The 21,845-nt window shown below is 59.3% G+C and carries 15 protein-coding genes; 11 read left to right on the forward strand and 4 right to left on the reverse strand.

What is annotated here, in order from left to right:
• The first annotated feature begins 182 nt into the window (after window positions 1-182).
• Both ACYZTR_RS10730 and ACYZTR_RS10735 read left to right on the forward strand, forming a co-directional pair.
• Window positions 183-2,021 carry a long-chain-acyl-CoA synthetase gene (locus tag ACYZTR_RS10730; protein ID WP_461978666.1) on the forward strand — a complete coding sequence of 613 codons (1,839 nt, stop codon included), beginning with the start codon at window positions 183-185 and terminating at the stop codon, window positions 2,019-2,021.
• Window positions 2,022-2,132: 111 nt separating this feature from the next.
• Window positions 2,133-2,651 carry an ankyrin repeat domain-containing protein gene (locus ACYZTR_RS10735; RefSeq protein WP_461978668.1) on the forward strand — a complete coding sequence of 173 codons (519 nt, stop codon included), beginning with the start codon at window positions 2,133-2,135 and terminating at the stop codon, window positions 2,649-2,651.
• Between the two features lie 51 nt (window positions 2,652-2,702).
• Here the strand turns inward: ACYZTR_RS10735 and ACYZTR_RS10740 are convergent, their stop codons facing one another.
• Together ACYZTR_RS10740 and xthA are read right to left on the reverse strand one after the other, a co-directional pair.
• Window positions 2,703-4,043 carry a substrate-binding domain-containing protein gene (locus ACYZTR_RS10740; protein WP_461978670.1) on the reverse strand — a complete coding sequence of 447 codons (1,341 nt, stop codon included), beginning with the start codon at window positions 4,041-4,043 and terminating at the stop codon, window positions 2,703-2,705.
• Between the two features lie 198 nt (window positions 4,044-4,241).
• Window positions 4,242-5,054, reverse strand: a complete 813-nt coding sequence (xthA, locus tag ACYZTR_RS10745) for an exodeoxyribonuclease III (RefSeq protein WP_461970093.1) — start codon at window positions 5,052-5,054, stop codon at window positions 4,242-4,244.
• Between the two features lie 176 nt (window positions 5,055-5,230).
• On the opposite strand from xthA, the gene ACYZTR_RS10750 reads away from it, so the two are divergent.
• From ACYZTR_RS10750 to ACYZTR_RS10780, 7 genes are all read left to right on the forward strand, one after another.
• Complete coding sequence (locus ACYZTR_RS10750; RefSeq protein ID WP_282376597.1) at window positions 5,231-5,881, forward strand: GNAT family N-acetyltransferase; 651 nt, start codon at window positions 5,231-5,233, stop codon at window positions 5,879-5,881.
• A 65-nt stretch (window positions 5,882-5,946) separates the two neighbouring features.
• Window positions 5,947-7,674, forward strand: coding sequence for an autotransporter assembly complex protein TamA (locus tag ACYZTR_RS10755; RefSeq protein WP_461978672.1), 1,728 nt, complete (start codon window positions 5,947-5,949; stop codon window positions 7,672-7,674).
• Window positions 7,671-11,345, forward strand: coding sequence for a translocation/assembly module TamB domain-containing protein (locus ACYZTR_RS10760; protein WP_461978674.1), 3,675 nt, complete (start codon window positions 7,671-7,673; stop codon window positions 11,343-11,345). Before ACYZTR_RS10755 ends, ACYZTR_RS10760 begins: the two co-directional genes overlap by 4 nt.
• A 246-nt stretch (window positions 11,346-11,591) precedes the next feature.
• Window positions 11,592-12,065: a MarR family winged helix-turn-helix transcriptional regulator gene (locus ACYZTR_RS10765; protein WP_461978676.1), complete on the forward strand. Its 474-nt coding sequence runs from the start codon at window positions 11,592-11,594 to the stop codon at window positions 12,063-12,065.
• The gene (locus ACYZTR_RS10770) at window positions 12,062-13,531 is read left to right on the forward strand and encodes an efflux transporter outer membrane subunit (protein WP_461978678.1); all 1,470 of its coding nucleotides are present in this window, start codon (window positions 12,062-12,064) and stop codon (window positions 13,529-13,531) included. The genes ACYZTR_RS10765 and ACYZTR_RS10770 overlap by 4 nt, the downstream gene beginning before the upstream one ends.
• 15 nt (window positions 13,532-13,546) lie before the next feature.
• Window positions 13,547-14,764 carry an HlyD family secretion protein gene (locus ACYZTR_RS10775; RefSeq protein WP_461978679.1) on the forward strand — a complete coding sequence of 406 codons (1,218 nt, stop codon included), beginning with the start codon at window positions 13,547-13,549 and terminating at the stop codon, window positions 14,762-14,764.
• A 65-nt stretch (window positions 14,765-14,829) separates the two neighbouring features.
• A complete protein-coding gene (locus ACYZTR_RS10780) occupies window positions 14,830-16,359 on the forward strand; it encodes a DHA2 family efflux MFS transporter permease subunit (RefSeq protein ID WP_461978681.1) in 1,530 nt (509 codons plus the stop codon).
• Window positions 16,360-16,484: 125 nt separating this feature from the next.
• Here the strand turns inward: ACYZTR_RS10780 and lpxH are convergent, their stop codons facing one another.
• Entirely contained in the window at window positions 16,485-17,237 is a 753-nt protein-coding gene (lpxH, locus tag ACYZTR_RS10785) for a UDP-2,3-diacylglucosamine diphosphatase (RefSeq protein WP_461978683.1), read from the reverse strand.
• A complete protein-coding gene (locus ACYZTR_RS10790) occupies window positions 17,234-17,737 on the reverse strand; it encodes a peptidylprolyl isomerase (RefSeq protein ID WP_131062340.1) in 504 nt (167 codons plus the stop codon). Before ACYZTR_RS10790 ends, lpxH begins: the two co-directional genes overlap by 4 nt.
• Window positions 17,738-17,997: 260 nt before the next feature.
• Here ACYZTR_RS10790 and ACYZTR_RS10795 point away from each other — a divergent pair, with 260 nt between their 5' ends.
• Window positions 17,998-19,695: a glutamine--tRNA ligase/YqeY domain fusion protein gene (locus ACYZTR_RS10795; RefSeq protein ID WP_461978685.1), complete on the forward strand. Its 1,698-nt coding sequence runs from the start codon at window positions 17,998-18,000 to the stop codon at window positions 19,693-19,695.
• 21 nt (window positions 19,696-19,716) lie between these two features.
• A complete protein-coding gene (gene cysS, locus ACYZTR_RS10800) occupies window positions 19,717-21,099 on the forward strand; it encodes a cysteine--tRNA ligase (protein ID WP_461978687.1) in 1,383 nt (460 codons plus the stop codon).
• The last annotated feature ends 746 nt before the right edge of the window (window positions 21,100-21,845 follow it).

A 21,845-nucleotide genomic window follows, 5' to 3' on the forward strand; every position in this document is an offset into this window, starting at 1 on the left:
CATTTTGCGTGGTCGACACGGATTGGATGGAACGAATTGCCCGGCGCACGCTCACCCTTTCGAATTCATCGGCCGTGGATACAAATCATTTCAAAAACCGCGTGTACAGCTCAGGAACCGCTGACGTATTTTCGGCCTCAATCAACGCCGCCCGATAATAAAAAGATCGACCGGGAGCAACCATGAGCCGCACGCCGAACGACACGATTACCTGGGGCATGATGCTCCGCAAGCTGCCTTCCATTGCCAGGGCCATTCCTCGCGTGGTGAAGGGCATGAAAGTTGTCAACGTCAAGGACCCGACCCAACCGTGTGGCTTGGGCTGGTGCTTCGAGCAAGCGACGTTGCGCAATCCCGATGGCCCGGCATTGCTGCAGGGCGAGAGGGCGCTGACGTATGCTCAGGTCAACCAGTGGGCGAACCGCATCGCCCATCATCTGATTGCCCAAGGCATCCGCAAGGGCGATGGGGTGGCGATCTTTATCGAAAATCGCCCGGAGTTGCTGGTGACGATTCTAGCGGTGGCCAAGGTCGGCGCGATCAGCGCCTTGCTCAATACCTCGCAAACCCGCGATACCCTGGCTCACAGCCTGAACCTGGTGGCGCCCGCAGCAATCATTGTCGGAGAAGAGCTGGTCCCGGCGTTTTTGGCGGTGCGCGAACGGGTGTCGATCGAGGCGGCGCGCACCTGGTACGTCGCCGATCAAGACACCTTCACTCAACCGGGCATTGCGCCCGACGGGTTCGTTAACCTGATGACGGCCAGTGCCGACGCTGCCAGCGACAATCCTGACAGCAGCCAACAGATTTTCTTCGACGACCCTTGTTTCTATATCTACACCTCGGGCACCACCGGCTTGCCCAAGGCCGGGGTGTTCAAGCACGGTCGCTGGATGCGCAGTTGCGCGAGCTTCGGGCTGATCGCATTGAATATGCGCCCGGAGGATGTCGTCTATTGCACTTTGCCGCTCTATCACGCCACCGGGCTGTGCGTGTGCTGGGGCTCGGCGATCAGTGGCGCCTCGGGCTTTGCCATTCGCCGCAAGTTCAGCGCCAGTCAATTCTGGAACGATGTGCGCAAGTACCGCGCGACCACCCTCGGTTACGTCGGCGAATTGTGCCGCTACCTCGTGGATCAACCACCCAGTGCCGACGACAGCAAGCACAGCGTGACGAAGATGATTGGCAATGGCCTGCGCCCCGGCGCGTGGGGCGAGTTCAAGACGCGATTCGGGGTGAACCATATTTGTGAACTGTACGCCGCCAGCGACGGCAATATCGGTTTCACCAACATCCTGAACTTTGATAACACCGTCGGTTTTTCCCTGATGTCATGGGAGTTGGCGGCCTACGACCACGACAGCGGCGCACCGATTCGGGATGCCAAGGGCTTCATGCGCAAAGTCGCCAAAGGCAAGAAAGGGCTGTTGCTGGCGAAGATCGACGACAAGGCACCGCTCGACGGTTACACCGATCCGCAGAAGACCGAAAAGGTTGTGCTCCACGACGTGTTCGAGAAGGGCGACCGTTACTTCAATACGGGTGACCTGCTGCGCAACATCGGTTTTGGCCATGCTCAGTTCGTTGACCGTTTGGGTGATACCTACCGCTGGAAGGGCGAAAACGTCTCGACCACCGAGGTCGAGAACATCCTTCTGCTACACCCGACTATTTCCGAGGCCGTGGCCTACGGTGTGGAGATCCAGAACACCAACGGGCGTGCCGGGATGGCGGCGATTACGCCCGCCGAGTCCCTGGCGACCCTGGATTTCAGTGAGTTGCTGGCTTTCGCCCGTGAGCAATTGCCCGCTTATGCGGTGCCGTTGTTCCTGCGAGTGAAAGTGAAAATGGAGACCACCGGGACCTTCAAATACCAGAAGACTCGCCTCAAGGATGAAGCCTTCGACCCCGAAAAAACCGGCGACGATCCAATCTATGCCTGGCTGCCGGGGACCCTGACTTATGTGCAGGTTACTCCGCAGTTGCTGGCGGATATTCACGGCGGCGCTTTTCGTTATTGAATGCAGCGCTATTGAATGTGGCTATGGCGGTCCATGAGAAAAAAGAAGTGACAGCCTCGGGGCTGCTCGGGAAACTGTCGGCTTTGCGAATAACAGAAAGTGGAGTCCCCAATGTCAGACCAAAGCCGCCAGATGACCCCCGAAGAAGCCGCTGAATTTGCCGAACAGGTATTCAACAAAGCGCGCGAGGGCGATGCGGCCATGATGGCTGCGCTATTGAGCAAGGGCCTGCCGCCGAACCTGCGCAACCACAAGGGCGATACCTTGCTGATGCTGGCGGCGTACCACGGCCATGTGGAGACGGTAAAAGTCCTGCTCGAACACAAGGCTGACCCGGAAATCCGCAACGACAACGGCCAGAGCCCGATTGCCGGCGCGGCGTTCAAGGGGGATCTGGCAGTGGTCAAAGCGCTGGTCGAAGGTGGAGCGCAAGTGGAAGGCTCGTCCTTCGATGGCCGTACCGCGCTGATGATGGCGGCAATGTTCAATCGCGTCGAAATCGTCGACTACCTGATCAGCAAAGGCGCCGACCCGAAAGCCAAGGACGCCAATGGCGTCTCGGCGCTGGATGCCGCCAAGACGATGGGCGCGGTGGACACTACGGCGCAGTTGCAGAAGTTGCTCGGCTGATTTGCATTCTGTTGTCGGTCAGGCTTTTCTTCGCTGAAGAGTCTGACTGTATCAATACACCCAAACCTCAACCCGCCGATTCTTGATTCGCCCCTCATCCGCGCTATTGGCCGCCACTGGCATCTCGGCGCCAAAACCACGAATCTCGCGAAACACCACGCCGCTTTTCACCAGTTCCCGCCGCACCGCCATGGCCCGCAGTTTCGACAGCAGATCGGCCCGGGCCGGATCACTCTTGGCGTCGCCAAACCCCACCAGCGTCACCTGCCGATTGGTTTTGTCACGCTGCTTTATATAGTCAAGCACTCGCGACAGGTCCTGCCGGGCCTTGTTGTCGAGCGTCGCACTGCCTTCATCAAAACGAAAATTCACTGACAATCGCTGGGCGTGACGGCTGAGCGCCTGATAACCCTCCGGCATCAACGCATTCGGCGTGACAGTCATGGCCTGGACGGTCTGGGCGATAAAACCATTGGCCGCCACAATCGCCTGACCCTTGCTGCTTTGGGCGAACGCCACCAATGCATCGGCCCAGGGATTCTTCCCATTGGGCGGCAGGTAAAAGAACAGCCGACGGGACAACGGATAGTCTTCCGTGGCAATCAGGTTGTTGAGCGGCAACATGGCTTGTGATTGGCCATCGGCAATCGCCACGGCTTTGGCCTGACGCACATAAGGCAGGCCGATGAAGCCGATGCCTTGCGGGTCGAGGCTGACGGCGTCAGACAATTGCTCGCTGGATTCGAAGCGTTTTGCAGCGCTACTCAGCGTTTTCCCACGACGGCTGAGGACCAATTCCTTGAACGTGTCGTAGGTGCCCGATTGGTCATCCCGCGCATAGAGATGAATCGTCCCACCGGTACCGCCGAGTTCTTCCCAGGTTTTCGCCTCGCCGCTGAAAATTCGCGCCAGTTGTTCGGTGTTCAGTTCACTCAACGGATTTTGCGGATGAAGGATGATCGCCAGGCCATCGATGGCGATGACCTGCTCGGCGCCGGGGCTTTTAAAGTCACCCAAGGGTTTGAGGTCCACCCGTTCGCTGTCCTTGATCGGGCGCGACGAGGCGGCGAGATCGGCAGTGACGGTTTTCAGGGCGCTGAAACCGGTGCTGGAACCGTGTGCCGCGACGTCCACCACGACCCGGTGGCCCTGAACGGTTTCGCCGACGACGCGCAATTCGTTGGCTTTGTCCGGGGCCTCGCTGTGAACCTTGAGCAGACCTTGTTCGCGCATCAACCCCTCAACCAGCGCCGGGCCCAATGCCGCGCCGATGGTATTGGAGCCCTGGATGCGCAGCACCGGGCCAGGCTCGCGCGTCGGCAAATCGCCAGCCGAAGCCGTCAGCGGCAGCCAGGCGCACAGCATCAACAGGAACAACACGCGCAGCGTCATGCCGGCACCTTATAAAGCCAAAGGAAGTGCCGGGAGAATAAGTCAGTAAGATTTCTGAAAGATGACAGGGTGAGTATCGTTCCCACGCTCCGCGTGGGAATGCATCTCGTGACGCTCTGCGTCACCTCCAGAAGCGGAACGCGGAGCGTCCCTGGCGGCATTCCCACGCGGAGCGTGGGAACGATCTACGAAGCCGGATCAGCTCAACTCAAGCCAGATCGGCGCGTGATCCGATGGTTTTTCCATCCCGCGCAGGTCGTAATCCACACCGGCATCCTTCACGCGAGGTAACAACCCGTGGGACGCCATGATCAAGTCAATGCGCAGCCCGCGCTTGGGCTCATCCTCAAAACCGCGGCTACGGTAGTCGAACCAGCTGAAACGGTCGGTCACCTGCGGGTTCAAGTGACGGAAGCTGTCCACCAGGCCCCAGTTCTTCAAGCGGGCCATCCACTCGCGTTCTTCTGGCAGAAAGCTGCATTTGCCGGTTTTCAGCCAGCGCTTCATGTTGTCCGGGCCGATACCGATGTCGCAGTCTTGCGGGGAAATGTTCACGTCACCCATCACCACCACCGGCTGATCGTTGCTGAACTGGCTTTCCAGCAATTGCTGCAGATCGCTGTAAAAGCGTTCCTTGGCCGGGAACTTGGTGGGGTGATCGCGGCTTTCGCCCTGTGGGAAATAGCCGTTCATGATGGTCACCGGCACGCCATTGGCGTCGGCGAAAGTGCCCCAGATGAAGCGGCGCTGTGCATCTTCTTCATCGGTGGCGAAACCTTTGTGCAAGGCAATCGGTTCCTGACGCGAGAGCAGAGCGACGCCGTAGTGACCCTTTTGCCCGTGGAAATACACGTGATAACCCAGCGCCTGAACCTCGGCCAGCGGAAATTGGTCGTCATGGACCTTGGTTTCCTGCAAGCCGATAACATCCGGCTGATGCTTCTCGATCAGCGCCGCCAGCTGATGGGGACGAGCACGCAGCCCATTGATGTTGAAGGAGACGATCTTCATGGTCGGCAGTCCTGGCAAAAGGGCGATGCTAGCTGACATGTAGGAATGGGGCCAGCGTGGCAGTAGTCCGAATGCGCTGCTAATGTCTGGGGGCGTGGGAACGATCGCGACTGCGCAAGGCTCGTACCAATAAGAACGAGGCCTTTTTGAGCCTCGCCCCGGGGAGAAATACCGTTATGCCCGAAACCTCGACCGCCATCGCCGATATTCACATGCTCGACAACGGTTATTCCCGCGAAGCACGTTCGCTGTTGTACCAGGCTTACCGGCATGAGCCGACATTCGGCTACCTGTTCGAAGCGGAACGTCCCGGTTATGAACAACGGGTCCGCGCCACCGTGCGCGAGTTGGTCAAACAACACTTTCTTCAGGACTTGCCGGCCATCGGCCTGCTGGTCAACGACCGGTTGATCGGCATCGCGCTGATTGCGCCGCCGCAACGTCGCCTGGGCATCACCGAAAGTTGGGCCTGGCGTCTGCGCATGGTGCTCAGCACCGGTTTTCGCTGCACCCGTCGCTATCTCGAGTATCACGATGCCGTGATGGCTTGCGTGCCATCCGACTCGGTGCACGTGCTGCCGTTGCTGGGGGTTCATCCGCAATTCCAGGGCAAACACTTCGGCGAACAATTGCTGCAAGCGGTGCACAACTGGTGCGCGGTGGATGAGCACTCCGAGGGCGTGATTCTCGATACCGGGAATCCTCGTTATCTGGACTTCTATAAGCGTCAGGGTTATGAGGAAATCGGTGAAGTCGCCGTAGGACCGATTCGCGAACACGTGTTTTTCCACGCCAACCCGCAGGTGTTACAAACAGCAACGGCATAAAGGTAGAACTTTCACGGCACACCAGGCTCTATCACGCTCCCAAGCTCGTGATAGCATCCGCGCCTATGAAGTTTCCAGGAAGAATTACCAGCGGCGTGCTGATGCTGATCACCAGCTGCGCGGCGCTGGCCCAAAGTGAATTGGATGTGCGGATCAAACCGTCCAACGATGAGCTGAAAGCCAATATAGAGGGCTATATTGGCAGCCTCGGCGATCGAGACGAAGAAGCCTTGCTGCGCTTCAGTCGTGGCGCCGAGGAACAGGCACGCAAGGCCGCCCAGGCCTTGGGTTATTACCAGCCGCAGATCGACACGGATGTGAAGGGCGGCAAGACGCCGCGCCTGGTGCTGACCATCGATCCCGGCGAGCCTGTCCATCTGCGCAACGTCACTGTTCGCATCGACGGCCCGGCAGCCTCCCTCAAATCCTTTCGTGTACCCAAAAGCACTGCGCTGAAAACCGGCGCAGTGCTCAACCATGGCCATTACGAAGACGCCAAGCGCCTGATTCAGAATCAGGCCTCACGCTATGGTTTTTTCAGTGGGCACTTCAGTAGCCAGAAATTGTCGGTCGACCCGCGAGCCGGCGTTGCCGACATTGAATTGATCTATAACAGCGGCCCGCGCTATTCACTGGGCAAGGTCAGTTTCGAGGGTGATACGCCATTTGACGAAGACCTGTTGCAACGCATGGTGCCGTTCAAGGCCGGCGCGCCTTATTACTCTGAGCTGATCGCCGAACTCAATCAGGCCATGCAATCGAGCGGCTATTTCGACAGTGTGCGGGTGGATGCGGCGCCGACAGCGTCGAAGAACAATGTGATCCCGGTAGACGTCAAACTCGAAACCCGCAAACCACGGACCATGGGCCTGGGGCTGGGCTATTCCACCGACGTCGGCCCACGGGTCAAGGCCAACTGGACCCGGCACTGGGTCAACCCTCAGGGGCACAGCTATGGCTGGGAGACCGAAGTCTCGGCACCACGACAGAACGTCGGTGTGTTCTATGACATTCCACTGGACCCGCCGCTGACCGACAAACTGCGGTTCGCCGGCGGTTATCAGAACGAAGAAATTGCCGACAAGGATTCCCTCAGCAAACTGCTGACTGTCGGTCCCGAGTGGCACAGCAAGCTGCCCAGCGGTTGGCAGCGGGTGGTGTCGCTCAAGTGGCAGCGCGAAGAATACAGGCTCGGCGACGACTCGGGGCTCAGCACCTTGCTGATGCCCGGCGTGAGCTATTCCTACCTCAAAAGCGACAACCGCATCGACCCGCACAATGGTTACCGCTTGGAATTCGAGACCAAGGTGGCCAAGGAAGGCTTGGGTTCCGACACCAACCTGCTTTACGGCACCGCGCTGGTGAAAGGCTTGACCACGGTCTTCGACAAGCACCGCTTCCTCGGGCGGGTGCAGGTCGGCGGCAGCGCCACCAATGGCTACAAATCGGTGCCGCCGTCGTTGCGCTTCTTCGCCGGTGGCGATCAGAGCGTGCGCGGTTACGACTATCAAAGCCTGTCCCCGGAAAACGCCGAAGGCGACCGAATCGGTGGCCGCTACATGATTGCCGGCAGCGTCGAGTATCAGTACTCCGTCGCCGAAAAATGGCGGGTCGCGACCTTCATCGACCAGGGCAATTCCTTCAACACCCTCGAACTGCCGGACCTCAAGACCGGTGTCGGTATCGGCGTGCGCTGGGTCTCGCCGGTGGGGCCGATACGCCTCGACCTGGCCCATGCGATGGACGACGACGGCGGCATTCGACTGCACTTTTCCATGGGGCCTGAGCTGTGAATCGTGGTTTGAAAATATCGCTGCTGGCGATTCTGGCGCTGCTGATGCTGGTCGTCCTGGCGCTGGCCACGGTGCTGGGAACTGCAGCAGGCAGTCGCTGGGCGCTGGGGGTTGTGCCGGGTTTGACCGTGGACAATTTCCAGGGTCGTCTGGGCGGACAGTGGAGTGCCGACCATTTGGTGTGGCAGCAGGACAGCAGCCGGGTTGAGCTGAACAAGGCAATTTTCGCCTGGTCGCCGTTATGCCTGACGCGTATGACCCTGTGTATCGAGCAATTGAAAGCCGATCAGGTCAGCCTGCAATTCCCGCCCGGTACGGTAGAAGAAAGCAGCGGGCCGATCAGTCTCCCGGATCTGACATTGCCCTTGGCCATCGAGCTGGGCGATGTCCAGGTCGGCAGCCTGCTGTTCAACGGCAGTGAAGAACTCAAGGGTTTGCAACTGGCGGCGCACTGGACGGCCAAAGGCTTGCAGATCGACTCCATTCATTTGCAAAGGGACGACTTGAGCCTGAATCTTTCGGGCCTGCTGCAACCCGGCGGCAACTGGCCGCTGACCGCCGAAGGCAAACTGACCCTGCCGGCGCCCGGCACCGAGCCTTGGACGCTGGCCTTGAAGGTCGACGGCGATCTGCTGAAAACCCTGAACCTGAAAGCCGACAGCAGTGGTTACCTGAACGGCCAACTGACCGGTGAACTGCAACCGCTGGTGGAAAACCTGCCGGCCAAGGTGCGGATCACCGCTGACGGCTTCAAGCCCAGCGCCGATCTGCCGGACACCCTGCAACTCAATCAACTGGAACTCACCGGCGACGGCGACCTGAAAAGCGGTTACCAGTTGCTCGGCAAAGCCACATTGCCCGCTGAAAAAGGCCCGGTCGCGCTGTTGCTGCAAGGCAAGGTCGACGCCAATGGCGCGCAGATTGCAGGCCTCGACCTGACCGCCAATGACAAGCAAAGCCTCAAACTCACCGGCAACCTCGACTGGAGCAAAGGCCTGAGCGTTGATGCAAAAATCGACTGGCTGGATTTCCCGTGGCATCGCCTCTATCCGCTGATGGACGAGCCAGAAGTGGCATTGCGCAGCTTCAACGGTGAAGTCTCCTACACCGACGGCCAATACCTCGGCAGCTTCAAAGCCGCACTCGACGGCCCGGCCGGGGCGTTCAGCCTGACCAGCCCGTTCAGCGGCGACCTGACGAAAATCTACCTGCAACACATTCAACTCGAAGCCGGTCAAGGCAAGGCCGAAGGGCACCTGAACCTGCAATTCGCCGAGGGCATTGCCTGGGACACCGCGCTGGACCTGTCGGCAATCAACCCGGCGTACTGGGTCGCGGAGTTGCCGGGCACGCTGGCCGGACCGTTGCGCAGCAAAGGCGAGATGAAGAATGAAAAACTCAGCCTGACCGCCGACCTCGATCTCAAAGGCAAACTGCGCGGCCAACCGGCCGTTCTGCAAGCCAAAGCCGATGGCAGCGGTGAGCAATGGAACCTCAGCGCGCTACAGATTCGTCTGGGCGACAACAGCATCAACGGCAAAGGCAGTCTGCAACAGAAACTTGCCGGCCAGATTGATATCAAGCTGCCGCGCCTGGCCCAGCTTTGGCCGCAACTGCGCGGTCAGGTCAATGGTCGCGTCGATGTCGCCGGCACGCTCAAGGCGCCGCAAGGCAAGCTCGGGCTGCAAGGCACGCAACTGGCGTTCGAAGACAATCGCCTGCAAAGCCTGAACCTGGATGCAACCCTCGACAGTGCGCAGCGCGCGAAAATCGACCTCAAGGGCAGTGGCATTCAGGTCGGTGAGACGTCACTGGGGACGCTGACCGCCAGCGGCCAGGGCGATATAAAAAACCAGAAGCTCGCCCTCGAACTGCAAGGACCGAAGTTGAAACTTGCGCTCGGCCTCGATGGCAATCTGGATAAAGGCAATTGGCGTGGTCGGCTGGCCAGCGGTGATATACAGGCTGGCGGTCAGGACTGGAAGCTACAAGGTCCGGCGAAGCTTGCGCGGCTGGCGGACGGCAAGGTCAATTTTGGCGCCCATTGCTGGACGTCCGGTCCGGCCAGCCTGTGCGGCGAGGATCAGCGCCTGATGCCTGAGCCGAAGCTGCGTTATCACCTCAAACAGTTCCCGATCGACAGCCTCGCGCAATGGTTGCCGAAAGATTTCGCCTGGAAGGGCCGCCTCAATGCCGACCTTCAACTGGACCTGCCGGCCAGCGGCCCGAACGGCCAGATCAGCGTCGATGCCAGCGGCGGCACGTTGCGCATAAAGGAGAAGGACCAGTGGCTGGACTTCCCGTACCAGACGCTGAAACTCAACAGCAAACTCACGCCCAAGCGTATCGACACCGACCTCAACTTCGTTGGCGGCAAGCTCGGCGAACTCATGGTTCAGACGCAGATCAATCCGCTGCCGAACAACAAACCACTGACCGGCTCGTTCCGCTTGAGTGGTCTGGACCTGTCCGTGGCGCGGCCGTTCGTGCCGATGGTGGAGAAACTGACCGGTCGTTTGAATGGCAGCGGCACGCTCGCAGGTACGCTGTTGGCGCCGCAGGTCAACGGCAATCTGCTGCTCAGCGACGGCGAGATTTCCGGGGCTGAACTGCCGATGGATCTCGAAGCGCTGCAACTTCAAGCCGTGATTGCTGGCGAAACTGTGCAGTTGAACGGCGGCTGGAAAAGCGGCAAGACAGGGCAGGGCACCTTGAGCGGCAACATCGCCTGGGGTCAGGCGCTGGTGGTGGATCTGGCGCTCAAAGGCACGCAATTGCCCGTTACCGTCGAGCCGTATGCCAAGCTGGAAATGGCGCCGGACCTGAAGATCTCGATGAAGGACGACAAACTGGCGATCGCCGGCAAGGTGCTGGTGCCAAAAGGCGAGATCACCGTGCGCGAGTTGCCGCCGTCGACGGTCAAGGTGTCCGATGACACGGTGATCGTCGGCCAGCAGACCGAAGAGGGTAAACCGCCGATGGCCATGGCGATGGACATCGATGTAGTCGTCGGGCAGGACAAGCTCAGCTTTGCCGGTTTTGGCCTGACCGCCAATCTGCAAGGTCACGTGCACATCGGCGACAACATGGACGCCCGCGGCGAACTCTGGCTCAACGATGGGCGTTATCGTGCCTACGGTCAGCGGCTGACGGTGCGCCGTGCGCGGCTGCTGTTTGCAGGTCCAATCGATCAGCCGTATCTGGACATCGAAGCGATTCGCCAGACCGACGACGTGATCGCCGGCATTCGCCTGAGCGGCAGCGCCGAGCAGCCGACGACACAGATTTTCTCGGAGCCGGCTATGAGCCAGGAGCAGGCGTTGTCCTATCTGGTGCTGGGGCGCCCGCTGAGCACCAGCGGTGAGGACAACAATATGCTTGCCCAAGCCGCGCTGGGGCTGGGGTTGATGGGCAGCTCGGGGGTGACCAGCGGGTTGGCCAAGGGCCTGGGCATTCAGGACTTCCAGCTCGACACCCAGGGCAGCGGCAACGCAACCAGCGTGGTGGCCAGCGGCAATATCTCCGAGAAACTCAGCCTGCGTTATGGGGTTGGCGTGTTCGAACCGGCCAACACCATCGCCTTGCGTTACAAACTGAGCAAGAAGGTCTACCTCGAAGCCGCCGGCGGCGTGGCCAGTTCGCTGGACATCTTCTACAAGCGGGATTTCTAACCCCACCTTTCTTCGCCTGATCGTACCCACACTCCGCGTGGAATGCCTCACTGGACGCTCCGCGTCCGCTTCCGAATGTGACGCAGAGCGTCACGGGCTGCATTACCACGCAGAGCGTGGGAACGATCAGTCGTGAGCCATTTATCAGCCAAATACAAAGCAACCTAACTATTACGTTGACATTCACTGCCTAGACAGTAACATCTCGTCACATATTCTCTGCCTAGGCAGCTAATCGGTGGTCAGATGAAACATTTCACCTCATACGATTTCCATAATTGCCACCTCGGACTCCTGCTCGGGCGCGCTGCGCTGCTCAAGGACCGGATCATCGACACGCACATGGAACCCCACGGCATCACCGCCGCGCAGTTCAAAGTGCTGATCATCATGGCCCAGTTCGGCGTCGATACCCCGGCCGAGCTGTGCCGTCACCTGTCGCTGGACAGCGGTTCGATGACCCGCATGCTCGATCGTCTGGAACAGAAAGGTTTCCTCATCCGCCAACGCTCCGAGGCGGACCGCCGTCAGGTTCAACTGGTGCTGACCCAAGAAGGCCAGAAGCTCGCCGACCGCCTGCCGCACATCGGCGCCGATGCGATGAATGAACTGGCAGGCGCGATCACCCCGGAAGAACTGAAAACCCTGGAACAGATCCTGAAGAAAATTTTGGTAGCAGCCGGTGACTCGATCACCCTGCTGCGGGTAGGTGACAAATGATCAGCAAGACCCTGCGTACCGGCCTGAGCCTGGTGCTGTTGGCCATGAGCCTGGCCGGTTGCGCCAGTTACAGTGGCCTGACCACCAAAGGCGTCAGCCTCGATGCGAAAAACCTCAAGGCCGGTCAATCGCTCAATGGCGTGACCCTCTCGCCCGCGGCCTGGCCGAAAAGTGACTGGTGGAAAAGCCTCGGTGACCCTCAGCTCGACGGCTTGATCCGCGAAGCCCTGCACGACAGCCCCGACATGCAAATCGCCGATGCCCGTGCTCACCAGGCCAGCGCGGCCGCTTACGCCGCCGACGCTGCGCGGATGCCAACCCTCGATGCCAGCGCTGGCGTCAGCCGTTCGCGTCTGGCCCGCGATCAGGACCCGAGTGGGCAGGGCGGTACTTATTCCACCGTGCGCAACATCAGTGCCAGTTTCAATTACAACTTCGACCTCTGGGGCGGTCAACGCGACGCCTGGGAAGCTGCGCTGGGCCAGGCCCGTGCTGCCGAAATCGATCAACAAGCCGCTCAGCTGACCTTGTCCGCCGACGTGGCTCGCGCCTACAGCGACCTGGGTCAGGCGCACATCGTTTATGACCTGGCCAGTGAAGACCTCAAGCGCACCCGGCAAATGCTCGAACTGAGCCAGCGTCGCCTGAGTTCCGGAATCGACAGTCAATACCAGTTCCAGCAGACCGAAAGCCTGGAAGCCAGCTCCGAAGCCAGCCTGATTGACGCCGAGAAACGCCTGCAAAGCGCAAAAATCGCGTTGGCCGTATTGCTCGGTAAAGGTCCGGATCGCGGCAATGAAATCGCCCGGCCGAAAATCCTTCAAGCCAGCGCCGTAGCGTTGCCCTCGGTGCTGCCGGCCGAGTTGCTGGGTCGTCGTCCCGACCTGGTGGCCGCCCGTTGGCGGGTTGAGGCGGCGAGCAAGAACATCGACGCCGGCAAAACCCAGTTCTACCCCAATCTCAACCTGAGCGCCGCGGCGGGTGCCGAGTCGTTGCTGGGCGATGCAATGTTCGGTTCGGCCAGTCGCTTCTTCAACATTGCGCCGACGATCTCTGTGCCGATTTTCGACGGTGGCCGCCTGCGTGCCGACCTCGATTCCCGGGACGCCGATTACGACCTCGCCGTGGCGCAGTACAACAAAAGCCTGGTGAAAGCGCTGGGTGATGTCAGCGACACCATCAACCAGTTGCGCGATATCGGCCGGCAGCTCGGCGCCCAGCAGCGCGCCACCGACATTGCCCAGGATTCTTACAACACCGTGGTCCAGCGCTACGGTTCCGGCATCGGCAACTACCTGGACGTGCTCAGCATCGAGCAGCAATTGCTCCAGGCCCAGCGTCAGCTGGCCAACCTGAATGCCGAGCAGATCGACCTGTCGATCCAACTGATGCAGGCGCTGGGCGGTGGTTTCCAGGGCGAAACCCTGGCCGCCGCCAAAGTAACCCCAGCCACGCAGACCCACTAATTCAAGGTATTTGTCATGGCCACTGCCGATACAACTCCTGCTCCAACTAACAAAGCGTCTGACAACGCTCATGACACGAGCAACCCGCGCAAACGCAAAGTCTTGCTGGTGGTGTTGGCGATCGTGGTGATCCTCGCCGGTGTCGGCGTCTGGGGTTATCACGAATTCTACGGTCGCTGGAATGAAAGCACCGACGACGCCTATGTGAATGGCAACGTGGTGGAAATCACTCCGTTGGTCACCGGCACCGTGGTCAGCATCGGTGCCGACGATGGCGATCTGGTTCACGAAGGTCAGGTGCTGATCAACTTCGACCCGAACGACGCCCAAGTCGGTCTGCAAAGTGCCCAGGCCAATCTAGCCCGCACCGTGCGTCAGGTTCGCGGCTTGTACAGCAACGTCGACGGCATGAAAGCCCAGGTCAACGCCCAGCAGGCCGAAGTGCAAAAAGCTCAGGACAACTTCAATCGCCGGAAAAACCTCGCCGCTGGCGGGGCGATTTCCCAGGAAGAGTTGTCCCACGCTCGCGATGACCTGACCTCGGCACAAAACGCCCTGGCCAACGCCAAACAGCAACTGAAAACCACCAGTGCGCTGGTCGATGACACCGTTGTGTCGTCGCACCCGGACGTGATGTCCGCCGCCGCCCAACTGCGTCAGGCTTACTTGAACAACTCTCGCAGTACCTTGATTGCGCCGGTCACCGGTTACGTCGCCAAACGCACCGTACAACTGGGTCAGCGCGTCCAGCCGGGCACCGCATTGATGGCCGTCATTGCGCTGGATCAGTTGTGGATCGATGCCAACTTCAAGGAAACCCAACTGCGTGACATGCGCATCGGTCAACCGGTGGACATCGAGGCCGACCTCTACGGCAGCGACGTGAAATACAGCGGCACCATCGACAGCCTCGGCGCCGGTACCGGCAGCGCGTTTGCCTTGCTGCCAGCGCAGAACGCGACCGGTAACTGGATCAAGATCGTCCAGCGTGTGCCAGTGCGGATTCACATCAACGCCGAAGAACTGGCCAAGCACCCGCTGCGGGTGGGCCTGTCGACTCAGGTTGATGTGAACCTGCGCGACCAGAGCGGTCCGGTGCTGGCGCAACAGTCGCCGCAGAAAGCCTCGTTCAGCACCAACGTTTATGACCGTCAGTTGGCCGAGGCCGACGCGATGATCGCTCAGTTGATCCACGACAACAGCGCCGCGGTCAGCAAAACCGCGCAACGCTGATTCGCCAATCCGCCAGCTGCGCCCGTTAAAGGGCGCGGCGCCAGCCAAGTTTCAAAGGATTCGCGATGAGTAATAACGCGTCTTTCACGCCGCCCAGCCTGGTGCTCAGCACCATTGGACTTTCGCTGGCGACCTTCATGCAAGTGCTCGACACCACCATCGCCAACGTGGCGCTGCCGACGATTTCCGGCAACCTGGGCGTGAGTTCGGAGCAGGGCACCTGGGTGATTACTTCGTTCGCGGTGAGTAACGCCATCGCGCTGCCGCTGACCGGTTGGCTCAGTCGGCGCTTTGGTGAGGTGAAGCTGTTTCTCTGGGCGACAGTCCTGTTCGTGCTGGCCTCGTTTCTCTGCGGTATCTCGACTTCGATGCCGGAGCTGATTGGCTTCCGGGTGCTGCAAGGGCTGGTGGCAGGTCCCCTGTACCCCATGACCCAGACGCTGCTGATCGCGGTCTATCCGCCGGCCAGGCGCGGTATGGCCCTGGCGTTGCTGGCGATGGTCACGGTGGTGGCACCGATTGCAGGCCCCATCCTCGGCGGCTGGATCACCGACAGTTACAGCTGGCCGTGGATCTTCTTTATCAACGTGCCGATCGGGATTTTCGCGGTGATGGTGGTGCGTTCGCAGCTCAAGGCGCGGCCAGTGGAAACCAGTTATCAGCCGATGGATTACGTGGGTTTGATCACGCTGATCATTGGCGTCGGCGCCTTGCAGGTGATCCTCGACAAGGGCAACGACCTGGACTGGTTCGAGTCGAACTTCATCCTCATTGGCGCGGCCATCTCGGTGATTGCGTTGGCGGTGTTCGTGATCTGGGAAATGACCGACAAACACCCGGTGGTCAATCTGCGGCTGTTCGCTTACCGCAACTTCCGCATCGGCACCGTTGTGTTGGTGTTGGGTTACGCCGGGTTCTTCGGGATCAACTTGATCCTGCCGCAATGGCTGCAAACCCAGATGGGTTACACGGCGACGTGGGCGGGTCTGGCGGTAGCGCCGATCGGGATTCTGCCGGTGCTGATGTCGCCGTTTGTCGGCAAGTACGCGCACAAGTTCGACCTGCGGCTGCTGGCTGGGCTGGCGTTTCTGGCGATCGGCCTGAGTTGCTTCATGCGCGCCGGGTTCACCAACGAAGTCGACTTCCAGCACATCGCTCTGGTTCAGCTGTTCATGGGGATTGGCGTGGCGCTGTTCTTCATGCCGACCTTGAGCATTTTGATGTCCGACCTGCCGCCGAGCCAGATCGCCGACGGCGCGGGCCTGGCAACGTTCTTGCGGACCTTGGGCGGTAGTTTTGCGGCGTCGTTGACGACGTGGATCTGGATTCGCCGGGCGGATCAGCATCACGCCTATATGAGCGAAAGCATCAGCACCTACGAACCCGCGACCCGCGAGGCGCTGAATGCGCTGGGCGGTGCGAGCAACCCGGCGTATGCGCAGCTGGATCATGTGCTGACCAGTCAGGCGTACATGCTCTCCACCGTGGATTACTTCACGTTACTGGGGTGGGGGTTTATGGGGTTGATCTTGCTGGTGTGGCTGGCGAAACCGCCGTTTGCTGCGAAGGCCGGGCCCGCTGCGAGCGGACACTAGAGGGCCGATCGTTCCCACGCTCTGCGTGGGAATGCCTCAACGGACGCTCCGCGTTCGGCTTTGGAGGGGACGCGGAGCGTCCCGGGCTGCATTTCCACGCAGAGCGTGGGAACGATCAGGCACGATCAGGTAGACGGTGCTGCGAGTTGCGGCGGCGGTGCAAAGTCGAAAGGCGCCAACGAAAACCCATTCTCATCCACCTGCAACGCCCACCCCTGACGATCCCAATCTCCCAGCACAATCCGCTTGGCCGCCTGCTCGTCAATCTGCAGTTTGTGGATGGCCGGGCGATGGGTATGCCCATGGATCAAGGTCTTCACGCCAAAGGTCTGCATGATCCGCGGCACTTCTTGCGGTGTGACATCAACAATGTCATTGGCCTTCATCCGCGTCTGCGCACGGCTTTCACTGCGCAGCTTGCGCGCCAGTTTATGGCGAGTCCGCAAGGGCAAGTGCCGCAGGATGAACAGGGTGATGGGGTTACGCAGATAACGACGCAGCTTCATGTAAGCCTCGTCGCGGGTGCACAGGCTGTCGCCATGCATCAACAGTACCGGCTCACCGTAAAACTGCACGACACTCGGATCCTTCAGCAGCGTACCGCCGGCCTGTTTACAGAAGGCCTGGCCGAGCATGAAGTCGCGATTGCCGTGCATCAGAAAAATGGCCGTGCCGCTGTCGCTGAGTTCGCGCAGGGCCTGGCAGATGGAGCGCTGAAAGGGCGTCATGGCATCGTCGCCAATCCACGCCTCAAAAAAATCGCCCAGAATGTAAAACGCACTCGCCGAGCGGGCGCGTCCGGCGAGCAAATCCAGAAACGCCCGGGTAATGTCCGGGCGCTCCTCTTCCAGATGTAAGTCTGAAATCAGCAGTATCACTCAATGATCTCGGCTTTCTCGATGATCACGTCTTCTGCAGGTACGTCCTGGTGGCCGGATTTCATGGTGGTGGAAACACCTTTGATCTTGTCGACGACGTCGGTGCCTGCAACGACTTTGGCGAATACCGCGTAGCCCCAGCCCTGAGTGGTCTTGGCGCTGTGGTTCAGGAAGCTGTTGTCAGCCACGTTGATGAAGAACTGGGCGGAAGCCGAATGCGGTTCCATGGTGCGAGCCATGGCCACGGTGTACTTCTCGTTCGGCAGGCCGTTGTCGGCTTCGTTCTGGATGCTTGGACGCTTGTCTTTCTTTTCTTTCATGCCTGGCTCGAAACCGCCGCCCTGGATCATGAAGTTACCGATGACGCGGTGGAAAACAGTGTTTTCGTAGTGACCGGCGTTGACGTACTCGATGAAGTTGGCAACGGTCAGCGGTGCCTTTTCAGCGTTCAGTTCCAGGACGATGTCGCCGTGGTTGGTGGTCAGTTTGACTTGGGTCATGATCGGTACTCTTTATATGAATTCGTGGGTTTCGGGGCATTACAGCCCCCAACCGGTCTGGCCAGTAACAGCCAAGATGCGCAGTTTAGCGTGCCGGGCGCGAATTTCGAGGCTGTTTTTCATTTGCATCCGATTAAATGCAGGCGTTTTTTGGCCTGCTCTGTCAGCGGCTTGACAGCATCGGCTATGATAAGCCCCTTTGTTTTAACAGCCGCTTTGATTTGGCCAACTGGCCGCGCACTTGTACGTTCAAGGATCCTATGAGCAAGCCCACTGTCGACCCTACCTCGAATTCCAAGACCGGCCCTGCCGTGCCGGTCAATTTCCTGCGCCCGATCATCCAGGCGGACCTGGACTCGGGTAAGCACACGCAGATCGTCACCCGTTTCCCGCCTGAGCCCAACGGTTACCTGCACATCGGTCACGCCAAGTCGATTTGCGTGAACTTCGGTCTGGCCCAGGAATTTGGCGGCGTCACGCACCTGCGTTTCGACGACACCAACCCAGCCAAGGAAGACCAGGAATACATCGACGCGATCGAAAGCGACGTCAAATGGCTGGGCTTCGAATGGTCCGGCGAAGTGCGCTACGCCTCGCAGTATTTCGACCAGTTGCACGACTGGGCCGTTGAGCTGATCAAGGCCGGCAAGGCCTACGTCGATGACCTGAGCCCCGAACAGGCCAAGGAATACCGCGGCTCCCTGACCGAGCCGGGCAAGAACAGCCCGTTCCGTGACCGCTCCGTGGAAGAAAACCTCGATTGGTTCGCCCGCATGAAGGCCGGTGAATTCCAGGACGGCGCACGCGTGCTGCGGGCCAAGATCGACATGGCCTCGCCGAACATGAACCTGCGCGACCCGATCATGTATCGCATCCGCCACGCTCACCACCACCAGACCGGCGACAAGTGGTGCATCTACCCGAACTACGACTTCACCCACGGTCAGTCGGACGCCATCGAAGGCATCACCCACTCGATCTGCACCCTGGAGTTCGAAAGCCACCGTCCACTGTACGAATGGTTCCTCGAGAACCTGCCCGTGCCGGCGCAACCGCGTCAGTACGAGTTCAGCCGTCTGAACCTGAACTACACGATCACCAGCAAGCGCAAGCTCAAGCAACTGGTCGATGAAAAGCACGTTCTCGGTTGGGATGATCCGCGCATGTCCACGCTGTCCGGCTTCCGCCGCCGTGGCTACACGCCGAAATCGATCCGCAACTTCTGCGACATGATCGGCACCAACCGTTCCGACGGCGTGGTCGACTTCGGCATGCTCGAGTTCAGCATCCGTGACGACCTCGACCACAGTGCCCCGCGCGCCATGTGCGTATTACGTCCGCTGAAAGTCGTGATCACCAACTACCCGGAAGACCAAGTCGAGAACCTCGAATTGGCGTGCCACCCGAAAGAAGACATGGGCGTGCGCGTTCTGCCGTTCGCCCGTGAGATCTACATCGACCGTGAAGACTTCATGGAAGAGCCGCCAAAAGGCTACAAACGCCTGGAGCCGAATGGCGAAGTGCGCCTGCGCGGCAGTTATGTGATCCGTGCCGACGAAGCGATCAAGGACGCCGAGGGCAACATCGTCGAACTGCGTTGCTCCTACGATCCGGAAACACTCGGCAAGAACCCTGAAGGCCGCAAGGTTAAAGGCGTCGTGCACTGGGTGCCGGCCGCTGCCAGCGTCGAGTGCGAAGTGCGTCTGTACGATCGCCTGTTCCGTTCGGCCAACCCTGAGAAGGCTGAAGACAGCGCCAGTTTCCTGGACAACATCAACCCTGACTCGCTGCAAGTCCTCACCGGTTGTCGTGCCGAGCCTTCGCTGGGCAATGCACAGCCGGAAGACCGTTTCCAGTTCGAGCGCGAAGGTTACTTCTGCGCGGATATCAAGGACTCGAAACCAGGTTCTCCGGTCTTCAACCGTACCGTGACCCTGCGCGATTCGTGGGGCCAGTGATTCAGCGTTAAGGAGCACTCAGTGCTTACGATCTACAACACGCTCACCAAGAGCAAAGAAGTATTCAAGCCGCTGGATGGCAACAATGTGCGCATGTACGTCTGCGGGATGACCGTGTACGACTACTGCCACATTGGCCACGGCCGCAGCATGGTCGCGTTTGACCTGGTGACCCGCTGGTTGCGCTTCAGCGGTTATAACCTGACTTATGTGCGCAACATCACCGACATCGAAGACAAGATCATCAATCGGGCCAAAGAGAACGGCGAGCCGTTCGACGTGCTGACCGAGCGCATGATCACCGCGATGCACGAGGACGAGGCGCGCCTCAACATCCTCAAGCCGGACATGGAACCGCGGGCTACCGATCATATCCCTGGCATGCAGACCATGATCCAGACCCTGATCGACAAGGGTTACGCCTACGCCCCGGGCAATGGCGACGTGTACTACCGCGTCGCCAAGTTCATGGGCTACGGCAAGCTGTCGCGCAAGAAGATCGAAGACCTGCGCATCGGCGCGCGGATCGAAGTCGACGAGTCGAAACAGGACCCGCTGGACTTTGTTCTGTGGAAAGGCGCCAAGCCGGGTGAGCCGAGCTGGCCTTCGCCGTGGGGCGATGGGCGTCCGGGTTGGCACATCGAGTGCTCGGTGATGTCCACCTGCTGCCTCGGCGAGACGTTCGACATTCATGGCGGCGGCAGCGACCTTGAGTTCCCGCACCACGAAAACGAAATCGCCCAGAGCGAAGCGGCCACCGGCAAGACCTACGCTAACGCGTGGATGCATTGCGGCATGATTCGCATCAATGGCGAGAAGATGTCCAAGTCCTTGAACAACTTCTTCACCATTCGCGACGTGCTGGAAAAGTACCACCCGGAAGTCGTGCGTTACCTGCTGGTGTCGAGCCATTACCGCAGCGCGATCAACTACTCGGAAGACAACCTCAAGGACGCCAAAGGCGCACTTGAGCGTTTTTACCACGCGCTGAAAGGCCTGCCAAAGGTGGCGCCGGCCGGTGGCGAAGCGTTCGTCGAGCGTTTCACCCAGGTGATGAACGACGACTTCGGTACGCCGGAAGCCTGCGCGGTGCTGTTCGAGATGGTTCGCGAGATCAACCGTCTGCGCGAGAGTGATCTTGATACGGCGGCGGGTCTGGCGGCGCGCTTGAAGGAATTGGCGAGTGTGCTGGGTGTGTTGCAGCTCGACGCTGAGGACTTCCTGCAGGCCGGTGCCGAAGGGCGGGTTGATGCGGCTGAGGTTGATGCGCTGATTGCTGCGCGTCTGGCGGCTCGTGCTGGTAAAGACTGGGCTGAGTCCGACCGTATCCGCGACCAGCTCACCGCCATGGGCGTAGTGCTGGAAGACGGGAAGGGTGGGACGACCTGGCGTTTGGCTGACTGAGTGCTTTGCTGGCTACAAAACAAAACCCGCCTTGTGCGGGTTTTTGTTTTTTTGGGAGGGGCGTCTGGCAGGGGATAATGTTGCGGGTAAAAGTTCTGATGAAGGCCGAGCACGATGGTCCAGATAATGATGCATGTCTCATAACATAAGGATATGTTTTTTTTGAGCCTCTTCGGTAGATTCCTGATTTTAGGGTGGCGAGAAAATTGTTTTTGTTGGTGTTGAATGAAACGGGTTACGTTATTTTAAGATGTTATCGAGAGTTAGGCTTTGATTGGTATTTCAATAGGTGTAAGTGTTTTTTGATTTTAGAGTTTTATTTGCTGTTGTCGTTGTGTTAAAAACACTCAAGCAACTAATCATTCAAGATGCTTAGACTGTTTAGAGAATAATAATTATCCTTGGTCTTGGAGATTTCAGTGTTTTTGAAGTGTTGTTGGCGTAAGTCATTCGGTATAAAAAATACGATAAACCTTGATGGGGGATAAGAGTACGTGGCCGTGTTTTATATAAGCCCGGCGAGTGTATAAAAGTGCGCGGGGCTGAGTCTCTCAAGTTGTTAGTGTTTGTATTTTAATTAATATAGGCTCTCTGTCATTATTGTCGGAACTTTCTGACGGATGAGTAGGGTTTTTCCTTATTTGCTGTTTTTCCAATGGGGAGGTGGTAGCGATGTATGAGAGGTGTGGTTCAATGGATAATATTACATAGAATCTGCACTTGTCCGAACTTAGGTGCAATCAATC

The organism is Pseudomonas sp. Hz4, assembly GCF_054898165.1.

Coding starts and splice junctions, on each gene's coding strand:
- ACYZTR_RS10730 (WP_461978666.1), top strand. CDS start 183: ATGAGCCGCACGCCGAACGACACGATTACCTGGGGCATGATGCTCCGC.
- ACYZTR_RS10735 (WP_461978668.1), top strand. CDS start 2,133: ATGTCAGACCAAAGCCGCCAGATGACCCCCGAAGAAGCCGCTGAATTT.
- ACYZTR_RS10740 (WP_461978670.1), bottom strand. CDS start 4,043: ATGACGCTGCGCGTGTTGTTCCTGTTGATGCTGTGCGCCTGGCTGCCG.
- xthA (WP_461970093.1), bottom strand. CDS start 5,054: ATGAAGATCGTCTCCTTCAACATCAATGGGCTGCGTGCTCGTCCCCAT.
- ACYZTR_RS10750 (WP_282376597.1), top strand. CDS start 5,231: ATGCCCGAAACCTCGACCGCCATCGCCGATATTCACATGCTCGACAAC.
- ACYZTR_RS10755 (WP_461978672.1), top strand. CDS start 5,947: ATGAAGTTTCCAGGAAGAATTACCAGCGGCGTGCTGATGCTGATCACC.
- ACYZTR_RS10765 (WP_461978676.1), top strand. CDS start 11,592: ATGAAACATTTCACCTCATACGATTTCCATAATTGCCACCTCGGACTC.
- ACYZTR_RS10770 (WP_461978678.1), top strand. CDS start 12,062: ATGATCAGCAAGACCCTGCGTACCGGCCTGAGCCTGGTGCTGTTGGCC.
- ACYZTR_RS10775 (WP_461978679.1), top strand. CDS start 13,547: ATGGCCACTGCCGATACAACTCCTGCTCCAACTAACAAAGCGTCTGAC.
- ACYZTR_RS10780 (WP_461978681.1), top strand. CDS start 14,830: ATGAGTAATAACGCGTCTTTCACGCCGCCCAGCCTGGTGCTCAGCACC.
- ACYZTR_RS10790 (WP_131062340.1), bottom strand. CDS start 17,737: ATGACCCAAGTCAAACTGACCACCAACCACGGCGACATCGTCCTGGAA.
- ACYZTR_RS10795 (WP_461978685.1), top strand. CDS start 17,998: ATGAGCAAGCCCACTGTCGACCCTACCTCGAATTCCAAGACCGGCCCT.